Source organism: Pseudomonas sp. MPDS (genome assembly GCF_013283895.1).
GTDB classification, from domain to species: domain Bacteria; phylum Pseudomonadota; class Gammaproteobacteria; order Pseudomonadales; family Pseudomonadaceae; genus Aquipseudomonas; species Aquipseudomonas rhizophila.
In genome coordinates this window covers 1,613,542-1,632,224 of sequence record NZ_CP054128.1, presented here as the reverse complement: position 1 = coordinate 1,632,224, position 18,683 = coordinate 1,613,542, and the positions used below count along the sequence as shown (strand labels likewise).

General features: G+C 61.3%; 16 protein-coding genes and 1 pseudogene. 13 read left to right on the top strand and 4 right to left on the bottom strand.

The window, feature by feature from the left end; translation table 11 throughout:
- The first annotated feature begins 218 nt into the window (after positions 1-218).
- Positions 219-674 (top strand): DUF721 domain-containing protein, encoded by a 456-nt coding sequence (locus HQ912_RS07000; RefSeq protein WP_047227086.1) that lies wholly within the window; start codon positions 219-221, stop codon positions 672-674.
- Positions 675-880: 206 nt separating this feature from the next.
- Here HQ912_RS07000 and HQ912_RS06995 read toward each other — a convergent pair whose 3' ends face one another.
- Positions 881-2,368, bottom strand: a complete 1,488-nt coding sequence (locus tag HQ912_RS06995; RefSeq protein ID WP_173406616.1) for a helicase HerA-like domain-containing protein — start codon at positions 2,366-2,368, stop codon at positions 881-883.
- A 187-nt stretch (positions 2,369-2,555) separates the two neighbouring features.
- On the opposite strand from HQ912_RS06995, the pseudogene HQ912_RS28065 reads away from it, so the two are divergent.
- From HQ912_RS28065 to HQ912_RS06975, 5 genes and pseudogenes are all read left to right on the top strand, one after another.
- Positions 2,556-3,587 (top strand): annotated as a pseudogene (locus HQ912_RS28065) (cache and HAMP domain-containing protein); the annotation flags it as partial.
- Between the two features lie 93 nt (positions 3,588-3,680).
- Positions 3,681-4,445, top strand: a complete 765-nt coding sequence (locus tag HQ912_RS28060) for a methyl-accepting chemotaxis protein (RefSeq protein ID WP_370695207.1) — start codon at positions 3,681-3,683, stop codon at positions 4,443-4,445.
- Between the two features lie 185 nt (positions 4,446-4,630).
- Positions 4,631-5,752: a glycosyltransferase family 4 protein gene (locus tag HQ912_RS06985; RefSeq protein ID WP_047227089.1), complete on the top strand. Its 1,122-nt coding sequence runs from the start codon at positions 4,631-4,633 to the stop codon at positions 5,750-5,752.
- Between the two features lie 16 nt (positions 5,753-5,768).
- Positions 5,769-6,536 carry a DUF2334 domain-containing protein gene (locus tag HQ912_RS06980; protein ID WP_173407516.1) on the top strand — a complete coding sequence of 256 codons (768 nt, stop codon included), beginning with the start codon at positions 5,769-5,771 and terminating at the stop codon, positions 6,534-6,536.
- Positions 6,533-7,528 (top strand): lysylphosphatidylglycerol synthase transmembrane domain-containing protein, encoded by a 996-nt coding sequence (locus HQ912_RS06975; protein ID WP_047227091.1) that lies wholly within the window; start codon positions 6,533-6,535, stop codon positions 7,526-7,528. Before HQ912_RS06980 ends, HQ912_RS06975 begins: the two co-directional genes overlap by 4 nt.
- A 7-nt stretch (positions 7,529-7,535) precedes the next feature.
- On the opposite strand, the gene HQ912_RS06970 is transcribed toward HQ912_RS06975, so the two are convergent.
- On the bottom strand, positions 7,536-7,727 hold the full coding sequence (locus HQ912_RS06970) for a hypothetical protein (RefSeq protein ID WP_047227092.1): 192 nt from the start codon (positions 7,725-7,727) through the stop codon (positions 7,536-7,538).
- 58 nt (positions 7,728-7,785) lie between these two features.
- On the bottom strand, positions 7,786-8,634 hold the full coding sequence (gene purU / locus HQ912_RS06965) for a formyltetrahydrofolate deformylase (RefSeq protein ID WP_092393378.1): 849 nt from the start codon (positions 8,632-8,634) through the stop codon (positions 7,786-7,788).
- 303 nt (positions 8,635-8,937) lie between these two features.
- On the opposite strand from purU, the gene mvaT reads away from it, so the two are divergent.
- Positions 8,938-9,315, top strand: a complete 378-nt coding sequence (gene mvaT / locus HQ912_RS06960; protein WP_047227094.1) for a histone-like nucleoid-structuring protein MvaT — start codon at positions 8,938-8,940, stop codon at positions 9,313-9,315.
- Positions 9,316-9,408: 93 nt separating this feature from the next.
- On the opposite strand, the gene sbcB is transcribed toward mvaT, so the two are convergent.
- Positions 9,409-10,836 (bottom strand): exodeoxyribonuclease I, encoded by a 1,428-nt coding sequence (gene sbcB, locus HQ912_RS06955; protein ID WP_047227095.1) that lies wholly within the window; start codon positions 10,834-10,836, stop codon positions 9,409-9,411.
- 907 nt (positions 10,837-11,743) lie between these two features.
- Here sbcB and HQ912_RS06950 point away from each other — a divergent pair.
- The 6 genes from HQ912_RS06950 to HQ912_RS06925 all read left to right on the top strand — a co-directional run bounded on the left by HQ912_RS06950 (position 11,744) and on the right by HQ912_RS06925 (position 18,675).
- The gene (locus HQ912_RS06950; protein WP_173406615.1) at positions 11,744-12,469 is read left to right on the top strand and encodes an RDD family protein; all 726 of its coding nucleotides are present in this window, start codon (positions 11,744-11,746) and stop codon (positions 12,467-12,469) included.
- The gene (locus tag HQ912_RS06945; protein WP_047227097.1) at positions 12,466-13,440 is read left to right on the top strand and encodes a stage II sporulation protein M; all 975 of its coding nucleotides are present in this window, start codon (positions 12,466-12,468) and stop codon (positions 13,438-13,440) included. Before HQ912_RS06950 ends, HQ912_RS06945 begins: the two co-directional genes overlap by 4 nt.
- A complete protein-coding gene (locus HQ912_RS06940) occupies positions 13,427-14,965 on the top strand; it encodes a DUF4129 domain-containing protein (protein WP_173406614.1) in 1,539 nt (512 codons plus the stop codon). Before HQ912_RS06945 ends, HQ912_RS06940 begins: the two co-directional genes overlap by 14 nt.
- Positions 14,962-16,125: a DUF4350 domain-containing protein gene (locus tag HQ912_RS06935; protein ID WP_047227099.1), complete on the top strand. Its 1,164-nt coding sequence runs from the start codon at positions 14,962-14,964 to the stop codon at positions 16,123-16,125. Before HQ912_RS06940 ends, HQ912_RS06935 begins: the two co-directional genes overlap by 4 nt.
- A complete protein-coding gene (locus HQ912_RS06930; RefSeq protein ID WP_047227100.1) occupies positions 16,122-17,126 on the top strand; it encodes an AAA family ATPase in 1,005 nt (334 codons plus the stop codon). The genes HQ912_RS06935 and HQ912_RS06930 overlap by 4 nt, the downstream gene beginning before the upstream one ends.
- A gap of 217 nt (positions 17,127-17,343) precedes the next feature.
- Positions 17,344-18,675 (top strand): DUF58 domain-containing protein, encoded by a 1,332-nt coding sequence (locus HQ912_RS06925; protein ID WP_173406613.1) that lies wholly within the window; start codon positions 17,344-17,346, stop codon positions 18,673-18,675.
- Positions 18,676-18,683: the final 8 nt, after the last annotated feature.

Genomic DNA, 18,683 nt, shown 5'->3' with positions numbered 1-18,683 from the left:
ACCCGGAAACGATGGTGAGGAAAGTGGCGTTATTCCACGATGCTGGCACAGCGCTGTGACGGGGCCTCCCTAAAATAAGGGCTTTTGCGCGAACTTCAACCCACAAACGAGAGAAGTTATTCATTGATTGCGCGGACAAGGGCGCCCGCGGCGAGCGGTCGCGGCGCACTCGGCGCTTTCTGCTACCATGGCGCCTCTGTCACTTGCGGTATTCGTTCATGGCCTTTCGCCCTCTTCCAGCCAAGGTTCCCGCCGTTCTGCTGCGCGAAGCCAAACCGCTGAAAGCCATCTTCGGCCACGCCAAACGACTGGGTCACTTGCAGCGCCTGCTGGACAGCCAACTACAGCCCGCCGCTCGCGAGCACTGCCACGTGGCCTCCTGGCGCGAAGGCAGCCTGCTGCTGATCGTCACGGACGGTCACTGGGCCACGCGCTTGCGCTATCAGCAAAAGCGCCTGCTGAGGCAATTGCAGGCGTTCGAGGAATTTGCCGGCCTGACGCGGATTCTGTTCAAGGTACAACCGCCCACGGTGCAAGTCGCCGTCAAGGGGCACACGCTGGACTTGTCCACCGACGCAGCCGCCACCATCCAGGCCACCGCCGATGGCATCACCGACCCCAACCTGCGGGCGGCGCTGGAGCGGTTGGCGGCACATGCGCGGCCCAAGGACTGACATCCAGGTCGCCAGTTGAATCGCTATCGCGAGCAGGCTCGCTCCCACAGGGGATCTTCAGTGAACACAGACTTTGTGTACGACACAGATCAATTATGGGAGCGAGCCTGCTCGCGGTAGCGGCAGATCAGTCGGTACATTTGGCGCCCGTTGAATCGCCATCGCGAGCAGGCTCACTCCCACAATGTTGAACTGTGCCGAGCCGGTTACCGGCGCTTTTTGCTCCCCAGCAACGACCCCATCAACCCACGTACCAGTTGCCGTCCCAACTGATTGGCGGCCTGGCGCATCGCCGATTTCAATGCCTGGCCGGCCGCCGTACCGAGAAATTCCCCGGCCTTGTCGGTGAAGCTCGGTTCTTCAGCGCTCGCCTTGCCCTGTGCCTCTTCGGCTTGCGGCTCCAAGCCCTTGCGCCCCATCAGCACTTCATAGGCCGACTCGCGATCAATGGGTTTGTCATAACGCCCTTGCAAAGGGGAACGGGCGATCAGCCCGGCGCGTTCAGCGTCGGTCAACGGCCCAATCCGCGATTGTGGCGGCGCCACGAGCACACGCTGGACCATTTGCGGCGTGCCCTTTTCCTGCAAAGTGCCCACCAAGGCTTCGCCAATACCCAGCTCGGTCAGCACCGTCAGCGCATCGAATTGCGGGTTGGGCCGGAAACCGTCCGCCACCGCCCGCAGGGATTTCTGCTCCTTGGTGGTGAAGGCCCGCAAGCCGTGCTGGATGCGCAGGCCCAACTGCGCCAGCACGTCGTCCGGCAAGTCTCCTGGCGACTGGGTCACGAAGTACACCCCCACGCCCTTGGAGCGAATCAGCCGCACCACTTGCTCCAACCGCTCTTGCAACGCCTTGGGGGTATCGGCAAAGAGCAGATGGGCCTCATCGAAGAACAGCGCCAGCAGCGGTTTGTCCGCGTCGCCGCGCTCGGGCAATTGCTCGAACAACTCGGCCAGCAGCCAGAGCAGGAACGTTGCGTAGACTTTTGGTGCTTCATGCACCAGACGGCTGGCGTCCAGCAAATGGATAGGGCCGCGGCCGTCGCTGGCCGGTTGCAGGATGTCTTCAAGCTGCAAGGCCGGCTCACCGAACAGCGCATCCGCGCCTTGTTGCTCCAATGTGGCCAAGCGCCGCAGCAAAGCCTGGCTGGAACCGGTGGTCATCAAAGCGGCGTCGTCCCCCAGCAGCTCAGGGTTGTCCCTGAGATGATTGAGCAGTGCCTTCAAGTCCTTGAGATCCAGCAGCAACAGGCCTTCGCGGTCGGCAACCTTGAAGGCCGCGTACAGCGCCGATTGCTGACTGTCGGTGAGTTCCAACAGGCTGCCGAGCAACAGCGGGCCCATTTCACTCAGGGTGGTGCGCAGCGGATGACCGGATTTGCCGTGAATGTCCCACAAGGTCACCGGATAAGCCTGGGGTTTGTGGCCGAGCCAGGACATGCCGGCGATACGCTCGGCGACTTTGCCTTGGGGGTTGCCGGCGGCGCCGAGGCCGCACAGGTCGCCCTTGATGTCTGCGGCGAATACCGCAACGCCGGCATCGCTGAACGTCTCGGCCAGGCGTTGCAAGGTGACGGTCTTGCCGGTGCCGGTGGCACCTGCCACCAGACCATGCCGGTTGGCCAGGCACATGGCCTGGGCGATGGGTTGGCCGGTAAGGTCGGCGCCAATAACAAGTTGCGATGAGTCAGGCATTTCGTCACCTGTGGTTAATCTATGGCCTTGCATGGCCGATATCTAAAGCGACAGACCCTACTGAAACAAGGTCGGATAATTCCCTAAGGAGAGGAGGAAATATCAGCTTTTTTTCACTATGAAGCCATTTTTGCGCGCTTATATATAAGCACGCTTAGCGTATCAAGACCTTAGCGGACCCCCTGCCATGAATAAAAACCTGCGCTTTAGCCATAAAATTCTAATAGCCGCCGCGCTCATCGTGATTGCAGCCTTCGCTTCCTTCACGACCTACAACGATTACCTGCAACGCAATGCCATCCGTGACGATCTGGACAGCTACCTGCATGAAATGGGTGCTGTCACGGCAAATAACATTCAGACCTGGCTGACCGGCCGCATCCTGCTTATCGAGAACCTGGCCCAGAACATCGCCGTCACCCCCGACCCGAGCAGCGTCACCCACCTGCTGGAACAGAAAGCGCTGACCTCGACCTTCATGGCGTCCTACCTTGGCGATGCCCAGGGCAGTTTCATCATTCGCCCCGATGCGAAGATGCCTGACGGTTTCGATCCGCGTGTACGTCCTTGGTACAAAGGCGCACAAAGCAGCAGCACCTCGACCCTGACCGAACCCTACATCGACGCTGCCAGCGGCGGGCTGATCATTTCCATCGCCAGCGCCTCGAAAAACGCCACGCAAAATGTCGGTGTCGTGGGCGGCGACCTGAGCCTGCAGACCATTGTGGACAACCTCAAGACCGTGAATTTCGACGGCATGGGGTATGCCTACCTGATCAGCGCCGACGGCAAGATCCTGGTACACCCGGATAAAGCCCTGGTCATGAAAACCCTGGCCGAAGCCTACCCGACGAACACCCCGAAGATCAGCGACCAGATCAGCGAAGTCGAAGTCGATGGTCAAACGCGCATCGTGACCTTCACGCCGATCAAAGGCCTGCCCTCGGTGAACTGGTACGTCGGCGTGTCGGTGGATAAAGACAAGGCCTACTCGATGCTCAGCGATTTCCGCACCTCGGCCGTCGTGGCGACGGTCATTGCCGTGGCGTTCATCATTGCACTGCTGAGCATGTTGATCCGCTTGCTGATCCAACCGCTGCATGTGATGACCCGGGCGATGGAAGACATTGCCGATGGCGACGGCGACCTGACCAAACGTCTGACGATCCAGAATCAGGACGAGTTCGGCATTCTGGGCACGGCGTTCAACCGTTTCGTGGAGCGTATCCATAATTCGATCCGCGAAGTGTCCTCCGCCACCGAACACGTCAACGAAGTCGCCTTGCGGGTGGTGAGCGCGTCGAACTCCTCGATGGTCAATTCCGACGAGCAGGCCAGCCGCACCAACAGCGTGGCCGCGGCCATCAATCAATTAGGCGCCGCTGCTCAGGAAATCGCCCGCAATGCAGCGCAAGCTTCCCATCAGGCCAGCGACGCCCGTGGCCTGGCCGAGGATGGTCAACAAGTGGTGGATCGCAGCATTGCCGCGATGAATCGCTTGTCCGACTTGCTGAGTGCCTCAAGCAGCAACGTTGAATCGCTGAACAGCAAAACCGTGAACATTGGCCAGATCCTGGAGGTGATCACCAGCATTTCCCAGCAAACCAACCTGCTGGCCCTCAATGCTGCAATTGAGGCAGCCCGGGCCGGGGAGGCCGGGCGCGGGTTTGCCGTGGTGGCCGATGAAGTGCGCAACCTGGCCCACCGCACCCAGGAATCGGCGCAACAGGTGCAGACCATGATCGAGGAGTTGCAGGTCGGCGCCCGGGATTCGGTCACGACCATGAACGACAGCCAGCGCCACAGCCAGGAAAGCGTGGAAATCGCCAACCTGGCCGGCGAGCGCCTGAACAGCGTGACCCAGCGCATCGGTGAAATCGATGGCATGAACCAGTCAGTGGCCACCGCCACCGAGGAGCAGACGGCCGTGGTGGAATCCATCAACGTGGACATCACCGAGATCAACACGCTGAACCAGGAAGGCGTGGAGAACCTGCAATCGACATTGCGCGCCTGCTCAGACCTTGAGCAGCAAGCGGCGCGATTGAAGCAACTGGTGGGCAGTTTCCGCATCTGACGTCATCGCCAGCAGGCTCGCTTCCACGGGGTTTTGTGCACAACACAGATCCATGGTGGGAGCGAGCCTGCTCGCGATAGGCCCCTCTCAAACGACACACTGCTGACAGACATTCCGCCGCCCACAACCCCAACCGAACATCTATTCTTACTAAAGGTCAACAAAGGAGAATACAGACCGGAGGGATGTTCATCGTGCACATAGCGGACATAACCATGTTCTACGCCCCCGCCAGCGGCGGCGTGCGCACTTATCTGGATGCCAAGCACCGGCGCCTGAGTGATCGGCCCGGAATTCGTCACAGTCTGTTGATCCCTGGCGCGCATCTGAGCGAGCACGACGGGATCTATAAGGTTCCGGCCCCCGCCCTGCCTTTCGGCAAGGGCTACCGCTTCCCGCTTCGCCTGGCGCCCTGGCGCAATGTCCTGCGTGATTTACAACCGGACCTGATTGAAGTCGGCGATCCCTACCTCACCGCATGGGCTGCCCTGGATGCCCGGCGCCAGCTCGATGTGCCGGTGATCGGTTTCTATCACTCCGACCTGCCGCTGCTGGTCAGCAACCGCATGGGCAACTGGTTCACGCCCAACATCGAAGCCTATGTCAGCAAGTTGTACGGCAATTTCGACCGGGTCCTGGCGCCGAGCCAGGTCATGGCCGACAAGTTGATCGGGCTGGGGGTCAAGAACGTCTACGTGCAGCCTTTGGGCGTGGATCTGCAAACCTTCAACCCCGCCGCCCGCGACCCTGAACTGCGTGCCGAACTGGGAATTGCCGAAGACACGCGCCTGCTGATTTTCGCCGGTCGCGGTTCCAGGGAAAAAAACCTGCCGGTGCTGCTCAAGTGCATGAAACGCCTGGGTGAACGTTACCACCTGCTGCTGGTGGGTTCGTCCATGCCCGCCGTGGTGCCGGACAACGTTACGGTGGTCGATGAGTTCTGTCCGGCGCCGCAAGTTGCCCGGCTCATGGCCAGCGCCGATGCCCTGGTGCATGCCGGTGACCAGGAAACCTTCGGCCTGGTGATCCTCGAAGCCATGGCCAGCGGTATCCCCGTGGTGGCGGTGGCGGCCGGGGCCTTCACCGAAATCGTCCACGAAGACTGCGGCCTGCTATGCACGCCCGACAATCCACAGGCCATGGCCAACGCCGTGCGGCAGCTGTTTGCCGAAGGCTGTCAGCGACGCGGTGTGCTGGCGCGCCAGCACGTTGAGCGTCACTACGCCTGGGACTCGGTGGTCAACAGCCTGTTGGGCCACTACCACAGCGTCCTGGGTGAACAACTGCCCCTGTTGGCCAATGGTTGAGGTGAAGTCCGTGTCGATGAATCAATCGCCCAGCCTACTGTTGGTGCTGCATGACGTGGCGCCGCAAACCTGGCCCGACTACCAGCCCTTCGTCGAAGCTGTCGACGCCCTCGGCCAGGTGCCAATGACCTGGCTGGTGGTGCCGGACTTCCACCACGCCAATGCGCTGGAGAATCACCCAGGTTTTCGGCGCCTGCTCGACAACCGGGTCGAGCGCGGCGACGAATTGGTGCTGCACGGCTACTACCATTGCGACGATGGCCCGCCGGCGACTCATCCCAAGGACTGGTTCATGCGCCGGGTATATACCCACGAAGGCGAGTTTTACAGCCTGTCCGAGGAGGCAGCCCTCGCCCGCCTGCGTGCGGGTGTCGAAACCTTCCAGCGCTACCAGTGGCCACTGGAGGGTTTCGTCGCTCCGGCCTGGCTCATGAGCGAAGGCACGCGCCAGGCACTGCGCCAGTTGCCACTGAGTTACACCAGCGATCCCCAGCATCTCTATCGCTTGCCGGACTTCACCCCGATCGACGCTCCGGGACTGGTATGGAGCGCCCGCAGCGCCTGGCGCCGTGGCCTTTCCAAAGTCATCAATGATCAACGTGAACAGCGCTGGCGTCAGGCGCCAGTCATTCGCCTTGGCCTGCATCCCGTCGACATGCGCCATGGGTTCTCCCGGGATTATTGGTTGCGCACCCTCGAACGTCTGCTCAACGACGGCCGCGTGCCGATGACCAAGGTCCAATGGCTGGCGACCCAGGGCCTGCGGGTCAGCGACGCGGCATGAAACGGCTGATATGGCTGGGCGCCGCCTTGCTCTTGGCGCTACTGGTGCCGTGGTTGATGGGTGGCGGGGAGATGTGGTCGCGGGTGCAGCGCTTTCCCTTGTCACTGCTGCTGACCATGCTCGGCATGATTGTCCTGTGCTGGGGCTTGAACTCCGTGCGCCTGCGTTTGCTGCTGGGTGAACACCGCGGGCGCATCGGCCGGCTGAAAAGCATTGGCGTCGTCATGTCTACCGAGTTCGCCATGTGTGCCACGCCCGGCGGCAGTGGCGGGCCGCTGACGCTGATGGCGTTGCTGGCGCGCAACGGCGTGCGTCCGGCCCATGGCAGCGCGGTGTTTGCCATGGATCAGTTGAGCGATCTGCTGTTTTTCCTCTGCGCCTTGGTCGGCATCCTGTTTTATGCCTTGTTCCAGAACCTCAGCCAGAGCATCGAATGGATGCTGGCATTGAGTGCCTTCTCGTTGTTTGGCGGACTGTTCGGCTGCGTGCTGGTGGCCCGCTACCACCGCAAACTGATTCTGCTGGGCGCTCGGTTATTGCGACATCTGCGGGTAAAGACCGCCACTCGCCAACGCTGGGGACGCAAGATCCTGCACTTTCTGGCGGCATTTACCGACACCCTGAAATTGCCCCGTCAGACCCTGTTCCAGGTCTTCGGCCTGACCTGCCTTCACTGGGCCCTGCGCTACAGCGTGTTGTATCTGGCGTTGAGAGGACTGGGGGCGGATTTGCAGTGGGCCTGGAGCTTTCTGATCCAGATGCTCTCCTTGAGCGCAGGGCAGTTCAGCCTGCTGCCCGGTGGCGCCGGGGCGGCAGAGTTGACCTCGGCGGCGCTGCTGGCGCCCATGGTGGGCAAATCCACGGCCGCAGCGGCGATTCTGATCTGGCGGGCGGTGACCTATTACTTTTATCTGGTCGCCGGTGGCCCCGTGTTCTTTTTGATGGTCGGGCGACCATTGATCAAGAAACTGATCAAGCTGCGACAGGCGTGACTCCTATTTAGACTTCACCGCTTTCAGGCTTTGCAGGCGCTGGTTCGTCCTCGGGGTGCATTTGTTTCCACAGTTGCGCAGCGTCGGGAAACTCCGTGCCATCCTCCGGGCTCAACGCTTCAGGATCGTAACGGCTCAGGCACCCCTCGCCCAGGGTCGCCGGGGCTCGGGAGGTGGCTTTGTCCAATGGATCGGTCATGGCGAACCTCATGAAAAAAGGGCCTGGTGATCACTCGCCCAGGCCCTTTGCAGTGTAGTCAGAACACCACGGTCTTGTTGCCGTGCACCAGCACTCGGTCTTCCAGGTGATAACGCAAGCCGCGCGCCAGTACCATTTTTTCCACGTCACGGCCGAAACGCACCATGTCTTCGATGCTGTCGCTGTGGCTGACGCGCACAACGTCCTGCTCGATGATCGGCCCTGCGTCCAGCTCTTCGGTCACGTAGTGGCAGGTGGCGCCAATCAGCTTCACACCCCGCATCGAGGCCTGGTGATACGGCTTGGCACCGACAAACGACGGCAGGAAGCTGTGGTGGATATTGATGACCTTGTGCGCGTATTCGCTGCACAAGGAAGGCGGCAGGATTTGCATGTAGCGGGCCAGCACCACCACCTCGGCGTCGTGCTGTTTGACCAGCCGCGAAACTTCGGCAAACGCCGGCTGCTTGTCCTGTGGGTCGACCGGAACGTGGTAATAAGGGATACCGTGCCACTCCACCATGCTGCGCAAGGCGTCATGGTTGGAAATGACACAGGCAATGTCGCAATCGAGCTCATCGCTGTGCCAGCGGTGCAGCAAATCTGCCAGGCAGTGAGATTCTTTGCTGGCCATCAGCACCACGCGTTTTTTTTGCGCGGTATCGGTGATTCGCCAGTCCATCGAAAACTCTTCGGCAATCGGTGCGAATGCCTCACGAAAGGCTTCGATGCCGAAGGGAAGCGAGTCGGCACGAATTTCGTGACGCATGAAAAACCAGCCACTGTGAGTGTCCGAGTGATGGCTCGCTTCAGTGATCCAACCATTATGGGACGCCAGAAAATTACTGACCTTAGCAACGATGCCGACGCGGTCCGGGCAAGCGATCACCAGCCGAAAAGTGCGCATTAGGGGAACTCCAGAACTTCACAAAGGCGGCCATTCTAGCCATTGCGCGGCAAAACTGCAGTATCGATGACAAGCCGCGCACATTTGTCTGCCCGGGCAGCAATGGGCCGGACCTTTGGCAACACGCTATATTTGTGAGCAGATGTGAAGACTGTGTTTCAGTATTTAACTGCAACGCCGTTTTTGCGAGGCTGCACTAATTAATTAAATAAAACATCGGTTAAATGTTTACTTGATGAAACTGTCTGATTACTATTGCCTCACTGTCTCCTTGTCACCCGCGTCCTACATAAGGTAGTCCTCATGTCCTTGATCAATGAATACCGCAGCACCGAAGAAGCAATCAAAGAACTGCAAGAACGCCTGAAAGCTCTGTCCAAAGACGACAAGCTGCAGAAAGAACTGGAATTCGAAGGCAAACTGCGCACGCTGATGGGCGAATACCAGAAATCGCTGCGTGACATCATTGCCATGCTGGATCCAGAAGCCAAATCGAGCAAGGCAACCCGTGGCGCCGTAAAAACTACCGGCACCAAACGCGCTCGCAAAGTTAAGCAATACAAAAACCCGCACAACGGCGAAGTCATCGAAACCAAAGGTGGCAACCACAAGACTCTGAAAGAGTGGAAAGCCAAGTGGGGCGGTGACGTGGTTGAAGGTTGGGCAACCCTGCTGGGCTAAGCCTCACCGGTTCGCGCCGCTTTATGCGAACAGAATAACGCCAGCGATTGCTGGCGTTTTTTTATGCCTGCGATTTACCCACTTCATCGCCACTCAAAGGCTTAAACGTTTACGCAATTGCTGGCTGTAGCCCTGCCACTCTATGAGTACCTCGCGCTGCAATGGCGTGGAAACGGCCATCCATTCCTCCATCGCCTCATCAAAACTTTGCAAGGTATTAGGCGCCCCCCATTCCGGGGAGGACAAACGCTGCTGACAGAAAAGTCTCCAACGCTCCTGCTCTTCGCCGGTCAAGGTCTCAGGGAAGTTGCGCGCGCGATATCTGAACAATAACTCCGGTAAACGCTCATCATCAAAAGGCCAGTGTTCTGAAGCCAATTGAGCAGGGTCAGCCATGCGGACTTGCTCGCACAATCGACGATCGCGGTCGCCGATGAAGCCTGCGTATAACTGCTGCTCGGGATCCTCACTGGCCGTGAAATCCTCGCGACCATAAATGGCCTGAAGTTTGTCCTGCCAAACTTGCTGTGCGTCAGTTAGCCGCAGCGCACGCTCCTGATAAACGTCCATGTCCAGTTGCAGCCGCTGCTGGTCCTCGGCACGCAGCACCGAGAGCGGCGCGACCACCGGGCACTTGTTGATATGAATGAGTTTGAGAGGCACCGGCAACTCGCCTTCGAGCAGTTCTTCACGGCGGGTATACAAACGTTGCCTCAGGGTTTCAGCATCGTGGTCCAGCAAACCCAGCGGGTCCAGGTGCAAGTCACAGACAATCAGGGCATTGCGATTTTTCGGGTGCCAGGCCAATGGTAAAACTACCCCGATGTAGTTGCGCGCGGCCGAGAAACGCCCGGAAACATGCACCATAGGCTGCAACAGGCGGATCTGATCCATGACTTTCTGTTTGCTGCGCAGTTGGAACAGCCACTCGTAAAGCCTGGGTTGTTTCTGGCGGATCAGACGGGCCAAGGCGATCGTCGCGCGCACGTCCGACAACGCATCGTGAGCCTGGCCGTGGTCAATACCATTGGCGGCGGTCAGGCGCTCCAGCTTGAGGGTCACGCGGCCCTCCTCTTGCGGCCAGACAATGCCTTCGGGGCGCAGCGCATAGGCGGCGCGCACCAGGTCGATCAGGTCCCAGCGGCTATTGCCGCCCTGCCACTCGCGCGCGTACGGGTCGAAAAAATTCCGATAGAGGCTATAGCGGGTCATTTCGTCGTCGAAGCGCAGGGTGTTGTAACCGGCGCCACAGGTGCCGGGCGCGGCCAGTTGCCCGTGGATACGGGTCATGAAGTCGGCTTCAGTCAAGCCTTTGTCGGCCAGGCATTGCGGGGTAATGCCGGTGATCGCACAAGCCGCCGGATGCGGCAGGATGTCCTCGCTGGGCTGGCAATACAGGTTCACCGGCTCGTCGATTTCATTGAGTTCGAAATCGGTACGGATCCCCGCCACTTGCAAGGGCCGGTCACAACGCGGGTTGATGCCGGTGGTTTCGTAGTCGTACCAGAAGATAGAAGTCACGGGGCGTTCCTGGGTTGAAGACTGGCGAAGTCTAGGCCTTCGAGCCCACCTGCGGCCAGCGCTGCCTGAGTTTTGAAATCCAAAGGGGGATCTGAGGCGGACACCGGATCAGTGAACACCCCGATCAAAACTGTGGGAGCGAGCCTGCTCGCGATAGCGGTCTGCCTGAAACGGCAATGCTGAATGTGCCGCGGTCATCGCGAGCAGGCTCGCTCCCACAGGGGATGTGTGGCGGGTGCAAAATACGTGAACATCGTCAATCAGAACTGTGGGAACGAGCCTGCTCGCGATAGCGGTCTGCCTGAAGCGGCAATGCTGAATGTGCCGTGGTCATCGCGAGCAGGCTCGCTCCCACAGGGGATGTGTGGCGGGTGCAAAATGCGTGAACATCGTCAATCAGAACTGTGGGAACGAGCCTGCTCGCGATAGCGGTCTGCCTGAAGCGGTAATGCTGAATGTGCCGTGGTCATCGCGAGCAGGCTCGCTCCCACAGGGGATGTGTGGCGGGTGCAAAATGCGTGAACACCGTCAATCAGAACTGTGGGAGCGAGCCTGCTCGCGATAGCGGTCTGCCTGAAACGGCAATGCTGAATGTGCCGCGGTCATCGCGAGCAGGCTCGCTCCCACAAGGGATGTGTGGCGGGTGCAAAATGCGTGAACACCGTCAATCAAAACTGTGGGAGCGAGCCTGCTCGCGATAGCGGTCTGCCTGAAACGGCAATGCTGAATGTGCCGCGGTCATCGCGAGCAGGCTCGCTCCCACAGGGGTTCTGCTTTTGTGTTCGGGCCCTGAATCCTGTGGCAAGCCATGAAATGACATACATAGTTATGTCGTTTGCCCGCACGAAGACTGCTAGCATCGGGACCGAGACTGAACGTTCGAACCGGCCCATCACTCAGGTTGCCCATGCTCGAGAGACCAGCACTGCAAAGGAACGCGAAGCTGCCCCCGCCACTCGATACGCGGTATCAGGTTGAAACGCCCGAAGGCATCGACCTGCCGCTGCGCCCGGCGGGGTTGATGCCTCGTGCGCTGGCCTTTGCCATCGACCTGGGCATACGCGGGCTGGTCCTAGGGCTGGTGTTCATCATCCTGGCGTTTTTTGGTGAGCTGGGCATTGGCCTGGGCTCCATCCTGCTGTTCGTTGTCAGTTGGTGGTACATGGTGCTGTTCGAGGTGCTGAACCAGGGGCGCTCCCCCGGCAAGCAGATCATGGGGTTGCGAGTGGTGCAGGACGACGGCAGGCCTATCGGCTGGTCCGCTTCACTGATCCGCAACCTGCTGCGTTTTGTCGACATGCTACCCTTCGGCTACACCTTCGGGGCAATCAGTTGCCTGCAACATCCTGCCTTCAAACGCCTGGGAGACCTGGCCGCCGGCACCCTGGTGGTGTATCGCGAGCAACCGGTCAAACGTCCCGCGCTGCCCCTGGCGCAGTCGATACGACCGCCCTTTACCCTGAGCCTGAACGAGCAACGCGCCGTGCTGGGTTTCGCTGAACGCCAGGCTGAACTGTCCGAAGCGCGGGTCAACGAACTGGCGAGCATCCTGGCCGCGCCACTGAACGTCCAGGCCCCCAGAGCCGTGGTCGAACTCAATGGCATCGCCCGTGGCCTGCTGGGGCCGACATGAAACAAAGTCTGTTCGAAAGCCGCCACCAAGGCGAATGGGACCGACTGTCCCGACAACTCGATCAACTGGAGCGCAGCCGTAACGTGCCCCAAAGCAGTGACTTTCCTCCTGCCTACCGCAGGCTTTGTCAGCATCTGGCGCTGGCCCAGGCACGGGGTTACAGCAGCCTGCTGGTCGACACGCTGCAGCAGTTGGCGTTGCGTGGGCACCAGCAACTCTATCGGGATCGCAGCCGGCCATCGACCAGCCTTTCGACTTTCATCCTGGCCGGTTTCCCCCGACTCGTGCGGGAACAATGGCGTTTCGTACTGGCCGCCGGAGCGATGTTCATGGGCAGCCTGATCGGCATCGGGCTGCTGGTCTATCTGTTTCCCGAGCTGGTCTACAGCCTGTTGAGCGTCGAGGAAGTCAGCCAGATACGTGGCATGTACGACCCCGCCAGCGGGCACCTGGGGCGTTCGATCGAGCGGGCCGCCAGCCAGGACTGGGTCATGTTCGGCTACTACATCATGCACAACATCGGCATCGCCTTTCAGACATTCGCCAGTGGCTTGATGTTTGGCCTGGGTAGCGCGTTCTTCCTGTTTTTCAACGGCCTGACCATTGGTGCGGTGGCCGGGCATCTGACCCAGATCGGCTCGGGTGGGACGTTCTGGTCGTTCGTCATCGGCCACGGCGCCTTCGAACTCACTGCCATCACGTTGGCCGGCGCCGCCGGCCTGCAACTGGGCTGGGCGTTGATCGCGCCGGGGCGCCTCACCCGAGGCGAGGCCTTGCGGATCGCCGCCGGCAAAAGCGTGCTGATGATCGGCGGCGTGATGCTGTTGCTGCTGATTGCCGCGTTCATCGAAGCGTACTGGTCCTCCAGCGCCGTGACAGCCGCGACCAAATACACGGTCGGCGCCTTGTTGTGGCTTCTGGTGATCAGTTATCTGGTGTTTGCCGGACGGACCCGCCATGCGTCTGAGTGATGCCACCGTGGTCATCCGCCCGCGCACCACCTGGGAAGCCATGGACCTGGGCGTGTTGATGAGCCAGCAGCATCGACGTTTGCTGATGACCAGCTGGGCCGTCATCACGCTGCCGGTGTTTGCGCTGTTGTCCCTGCTGCTGTGGGATTCGCCGTCTCTGGCGATGTTCCTGTTCTGGTGGTTGAAACCGGCCTTTGACCGTTTGCCCCTGTACATTTTGTCCAAGGCGCTGTTCGGCGAAACACCGACGCTGAAACAGGCCTTGCGCCAGTGGCCCGCGCTGCTCAAGCCCCAGTTGCTGGCAAGCCTGACCTGGCGACGGCTGAGCCTGAGTCGCAGCTTCCTGATGCCCGTGGTGCAACTCGAAGGACTCGACGGCGAGGCGCGTGAACAGCGCTTGCGGGTGCTGCTGCAACGCAACCGTGGCGCAGCGCAATGGCTGACCGTGATCGGTGTCCACCTGGAGATCGCCTTGTGGTTCGGCCTCATGGCCCTGTTCTACCTGCTCGTGCCGCAGCAGGTAGAGCTGCAATGGAACTGGCAGACGCTGATCGCCGTCGCCGAGCACGACTGGTTGTGGCTCGAACACCTGATCAACTTGTTGTATCCCCTGCTGCTGATCGTCTGGGAGCCGGTGTATGTCGCCTGCGGTTTCAGCCTCTACCTGAACCGGCGCACGATACTCGAAGCCTGGGACATTGAGCTGGTGTTCCGGCGCCTGCGCCAACGCCTGAGCAGCACCGCCCCCGCGCTGATGCTGCTGGCACTGCTGCTGGTGCCGCTGGCACCGCCGGCCTGGGCCGCCGAAGACAACACCGGCCCCGACAGCCCGCGGCTGCTCAACCAACCTCTTACCAGCGAAGCCTCCAAGGACAGCATCAAGGCGATCCTCCAGGCTCCGCCGTTCAAGAACCCGGAAACGGTCACCCGCTACCGCCTGGGTGAAGAAACCGCCGAATCGGCCGAGACCGACGAAGCGCCGGGCTGGCTCAAGGCATGGTTCAAATGGATCAGCGGCCAACGCTTCGACATCGCCGCCGCACTGATCCAGATCGTACTGTGGGCCTGCCTGGTGGCGGCGATTGCCTGGCTGGCCTGGCGCTACCGGGAAAGGCTCAGGGCCTTGGTGAATCTGCGACCGACAAAACGCCCACCCGTGGCACGAGCGGTGCCGGCGCAGATGTTCGGTCTGGATATTCGCGAAGAAAGCCTGCCGGACGACGTGGCCACCAGCGTGGAACAACTATGGGCCGCTGACCCTCGCCAGGCCCTGGGGCTGCTGTATCGGGCCTTGCTCAGCCGGTTGCATCATGACTTTGCGCTTCCCTTGAAACCGGCCGACACCGAAGGCCAGGTGCTGCAACGCATCGAACAGCTTGAGCATGAACGCCTGCTGACGTTCAGCCAACACCTGACTCAGCACTGGCAAAACATTGCATACGGCCATCGCCCGCCGCCACCCCATCTGCAACAGCAACTGTGCGATGACTGGCGCGGGTTGTTCGGGTCGGAGGCGTCTCGATGAATCGCCGCGCAGGGTTGTTGGTCGGCGCCGGGGTGGCCGCGCTGCTCTGCGTCATGGCCCTCTATCTGTTCCTGAAGGCCGTGCCCTATCAGGAAACCATCGATCACGGCCCCTCCCCCGAGGCCCAGGCCAATCCCTACCTGGCCGCCGAACATTTCCTGCGCCGGCAGGGCATAAACGTCGAGCACGCCAATAATCTGGACATCCTGCCCAACCTTGAGCCTGATCAGCGCAGCCTGCTGTTGCTGGGTGAACGCACCCACATGACCCCACGGGAAGTCGACCAGTTGATGAACTGGGCCCAGGCCGGTGGACGATTGCTGTTTGTCGCCGAAGCCTTGTGGGATAACAGTACCGCCAGCAGCGGCGACTTATTGCTGGACCGTGTGCGCCTGCGTCAATTCCTGAGCAAGGACCTCAAGGCGCCGGAGCCCGAACTCATCAAGGATCGCTACCCCAAGCTGACCAAGCTGTACCTGGAGGACGAAGAAGCGCCCGCGTACGTCGGCTTCGACACCGATTTCCACCTCGAAGACCCGCAAAACCTCGCCCAGGCCTGGGCCAACAGCGCGTTGGCGACCCACATGATGCAGCTCAACCACGGCCTGGGCTCGATCACCGTGCTCACCGACGCCGAGCTGTGGAAGAACGACCACATCGACCAATACGACAACGCCTGGCTGCTCTGGTATTTGAGCGCCGACACCCATGTGACGCTGCTGTATGACATCGACCACGACAACTTGCTGGCCCTGTTGCTGCGTTATTTCCCCCAGGCCTTGGTGGCGCTGCTGGCCTTGATCGCCCTCTGGCTCTGGCGTTCGGCGGTGCGTCAGGGCCCGCTGCAACAACCGGCTCCCAAGGCGCGGCGCCAGTTGGAGGAGCATGTGCAGGCCAGCGCCGGTTTTCATCTACGACACAATGGCCGTCAGCATCTGCTGCACAGCTTGCAACAGGACGTGCTGCGCCGGGCACGCCATCTGCATCCCGGTTTCGAACAACTGGCCGTGGCCGAACAGTGGCAAGTGCTCGCCCGCCTGACCCGCCAACCCACGCGGGCCATCAGCCAGGCCTTAAGCCCCCGACCGCAACAGCGCATGTCCAGCGCTGAGTTCTGCCGTCAGGTCGCCCATCTGCAAACCCTCAGGAATGCCTTATGACTGAAGAGAACGAACCTGCCGGCGGCCAGACCCACGCCGCCCAACAGCGCCAGCGCGCCAGTCAACTGGCCCAGGCTATTCGCACCGAGCTGCACAAGGCGGTGGTCGGCCAGGCCGCGGTGATCGACGATGTGCTCACGGCCCTGATCGCTGGCGGGCACGTCTTGCTCGAAGGGGTTCCAGGATTGGGCAAGACGCTGCTGGTGCGCGCCCTGGCCCGCTGTTTCGGCGGCGAATTCGCGCGCATCCAGTTCACCCCCGATCTGATGCCCAGCGACGTCACCGGGCACGCGGTGTACGACTTGCAGACCGAGCAGTTCAAGCTGCGCAAGGGGCCGGTGTTTACCAACCTGCTGCTGGCCGACGAAATCAACCGCGCCCCGGCCAAGACCCAGGCGGCGCTGCTCGAAGCCATGCAGGAACGCCAGGTCACCCTCGAAGGTCGCGCCTTGCCCATCGCCCAACCGTTCATGGTGCTCGCCACCCAGAACCCGATCGAACAGGAAGGCACCTACCCGCTGCCGGAAGCCGAGCTCGACCGTTTCATGCTCAAAGTGCGCATGGACTATCCCGACGCCGACCAGGAATTGAACATGGTCCGTCAGGTCAGCCGTTCGACCCGGGCCGACATGCTCGATGTACAACCGTTGCGCACGGTGTTGCAGGCCAAGGACGTGCAAGCGCTGCAACGCATCGCCAGTGACCTGCCGATGGACGATCAGGTGCTCGACTACGCCGTGCGCCTGGCCCGCACCACCCGCAGTTGGCCGGGCCTGACCTTGGGCGCCGGGCCGCGTGCCTCGATTGCCCTGGTGCGCTGCGCCCGGGCCAGGGCATTGTTGCGCGGCGGCGAGTTCGTGGTGCCGGATGACATCAAGGGCTGCGCCCTGGCCGTGCTGCGCCACCGGGTGCGGCTGGCACCGGAGCTGGACATCGAAGGGCTTTCGGTGGATCAGGTGCTGGGGCAACTGCTCGATCAAGTGCCGGCGCCGCGGTTGTGAGGAGGCGGCCTGTGCCAAGAGCACTTCTTGAGGCAAGACCGCTTTCTGTGGCGAGGGAGCTTGCTCCCGCGGGGCTGCGAAGCAGCCCCCTGGTTTTGCCTGGCACACCGCAAGGGGACGCTACGCGTCCAGCGGGAGCAAGCTCCCTCGCCACAGGAAACCTCTTGGCGGCAAACTCTTTTACCAAAGCAAATACCTTCTCCAAGGGAACGCCCCCATGAAACCCGCGCGCCTACTGCTGACCTGGCTCGCCATTCTGCTGGCCCTCGGCATCGTGCTGGGCGCGTTGCGGGCGCTGGGCGTTGCGGTTCCATCGATGTTGCTGTCGATCCACTGGGGGTTGCTGCTGGCCCTGCTGGCCCTGGCAATACTTGATGCCGTACGCCTCAAGCGCTTGCCCTCGCCCCAGGTACAACGGCAGATGCCCGGCAGCCTGGCACTGGGTCGCTGGAGCGAAGTGCGGCTACAGATCAGCCATGACTTTGCGCAGCCGCTGAATGTTCAAGTCTTCGATCACGTCCCCGACGGCCTGGACTTCGAATGCCTCCCCTTGTCGGTCGAGCTGCACCCCGGTCAACACAGCCAGGTTGGCTACCGCCTGCGCCCGCTCAAACGCGGTCACTTCAGCTTTGAACACTGCGAAATCAGCCTGCCCAGCCCATTGGGCCTGTGGGCCGGCAAACGTCTGCTGGACGCCCTCGACCACACTCGCGTCTACCCGGATTTCGCCAGGCTCTACGACGGTCAACTGCTGGCGGTGGACAACTGGCTCAGCCAATTGGGTATCCGCCAGCGCCAACGGCGCGGCCAGGGGCAGGAGTTTCATCAACTGCGCGAATTTCGCGAAGGCGACAGCCTGCGCCAGATCGACTGGAAGGCCACTGCCCGCCATCGCACACCGATTGCCCGGGAGTACGAAGACGAGCGCGACCAGCAGATCATCTTCATGCTCGATTGCGGCCGGCGCATGCGCAGCCAGGACGGCGAGCTGGCGCACTTCGACCACGCCCTCAACGCCTGCCTGCTGCTCAGCTACACCGCGCTGCGCCAGGGTGACGCCGTGGGCCTGAGCACCTTCGCCAGCGAACAGCCACGCTACCTCGCACCGGTCAAAGGCACCGGTCAACTCAACGTGTTGCTCAACACCGTGTATGACCTGGACAGCAGCCAACGCCCGGCCGACTACCAGGCCGCCGTCACCCAACTGCTGACCCGGCAAAAGCGCCGAGCCCTGGTGGTGCTGGTGACCAACCTTCGCGATGAAGACGATGAGGAGCTGCTGGCCGCCGTCAAACGCCTGGGCCAACAGCATCGGGTTCTGGTGGCGAGCCTGCGGGAAGAGGCACTCGACCGCTTACGCCAGGCACCGGTGCAAACCCTGCCCGAAGCCCTGACCTATTGCGGGACAGTGGATTATTTGAACGCCCGGGCCGAACTGCATGAGCGCTTGAGTGCCCATGGGGTGGCGGTGCTGCAAGCCCGGCCCAGCGAATTGGGGGCCGAGCTGGTGACGTTGTATCTGGGGTGGAAGAAGGCGGGGAATTTGTAGACCCTCAG

Bases quoted from the DNA above. Each gene is read 5' to 3' on its own strand.
- HQ912_RS07000 (WP_047227086.1), top strand. From the start codon at position 219: ATGGCCTTTCGCCCTCTTCCAGCCAAGGTTCCCGCCGTTCTGCTGCGC.
- HQ912_RS06995 (WP_173406616.1), bottom strand. From the start codon at position 2,368: ATGCCTGACTCATCGCAACTTGTTATTGGCGCCGACCTTACCGGCCAA.
- HQ912_RS28060 (WP_370695207.1), top strand. From the start codon at position 3,681: ATGGTCAATTCCGACGAGCAGGCCAGCCGCACCAACAGCGTGGCCGCG.
- HQ912_RS06985 (WP_047227089.1), top strand. From the start codon at position 4,631: ATGTTCATCGTGCACATAGCGGACATAACCATGTTCTACGCCCCCGCC.
- HQ912_RS06980 (WP_173407516.1), top strand. From the start codon at position 5,769: ATGAATCAATCGCCCAGCCTACTGTTGGTGCTGCATGACGTGGCGCCG.
- HQ912_RS06975 (WP_047227091.1), top strand. From the start codon at position 6,533: ATGAAACGGCTGATATGGCTGGGCGCCGCCTTGCTCTTGGCGCTACTG.
- HQ912_RS06970 (WP_047227092.1), bottom strand. From the start codon at position 7,727: ATGACCGATCCATTGGACAAAGCCACCTCCCGAGCCCCGGCGACCCTG.
- purU (WP_092393378.1), bottom strand. From the start codon at position 8,634: ATGCGCACTTTTCGGCTGGTGATCGCTTGCCCGGACCGCGTCGGCATC.
- mvaT (WP_047227094.1), top strand. From the start codon at position 8,938: ATGTCCTTGATCAATGAATACCGCAGCACCGAAGAAGCAATCAAAGAA.
- HQ912_RS06950 (WP_173406615.1), top strand. From the start codon at position 11,744: ATGCTCGAGAGACCAGCACTGCAAAGGAACGCGAAGCTGCCCCCGCCA.
- HQ912_RS06945 (WP_047227097.1), top strand. From the start codon at position 12,466: ATGAAACAAAGTCTGTTCGAAAGCCGCCACCAAGGCGAATGGGACCGA.
- HQ912_RS06940 (WP_173406614.1), top strand. From the start codon at position 13,427: ATGCGTCTGAGTGATGCCACCGTGGTCATCCGCCCGCGCACCACCTGG.
- HQ912_RS06935 (WP_047227099.1), top strand. From the start codon at position 14,962: ATGAATCGCCGCGCAGGGTTGTTGGTCGGCGCCGGGGTGGCCGCGCTG.
- HQ912_RS06930 (WP_047227100.1), top strand. From the start codon at position 16,122: ATGACTGAAGAGAACGAACCTGCCGGCGGCCAGACCCACGCCGCCCAA.
- HQ912_RS06925 (WP_173406613.1), top strand. From the start codon at position 17,344: ATGAAACCCGCGCGCCTACTGCTGACCTGGCTCGCCATTCTGCTGGCC.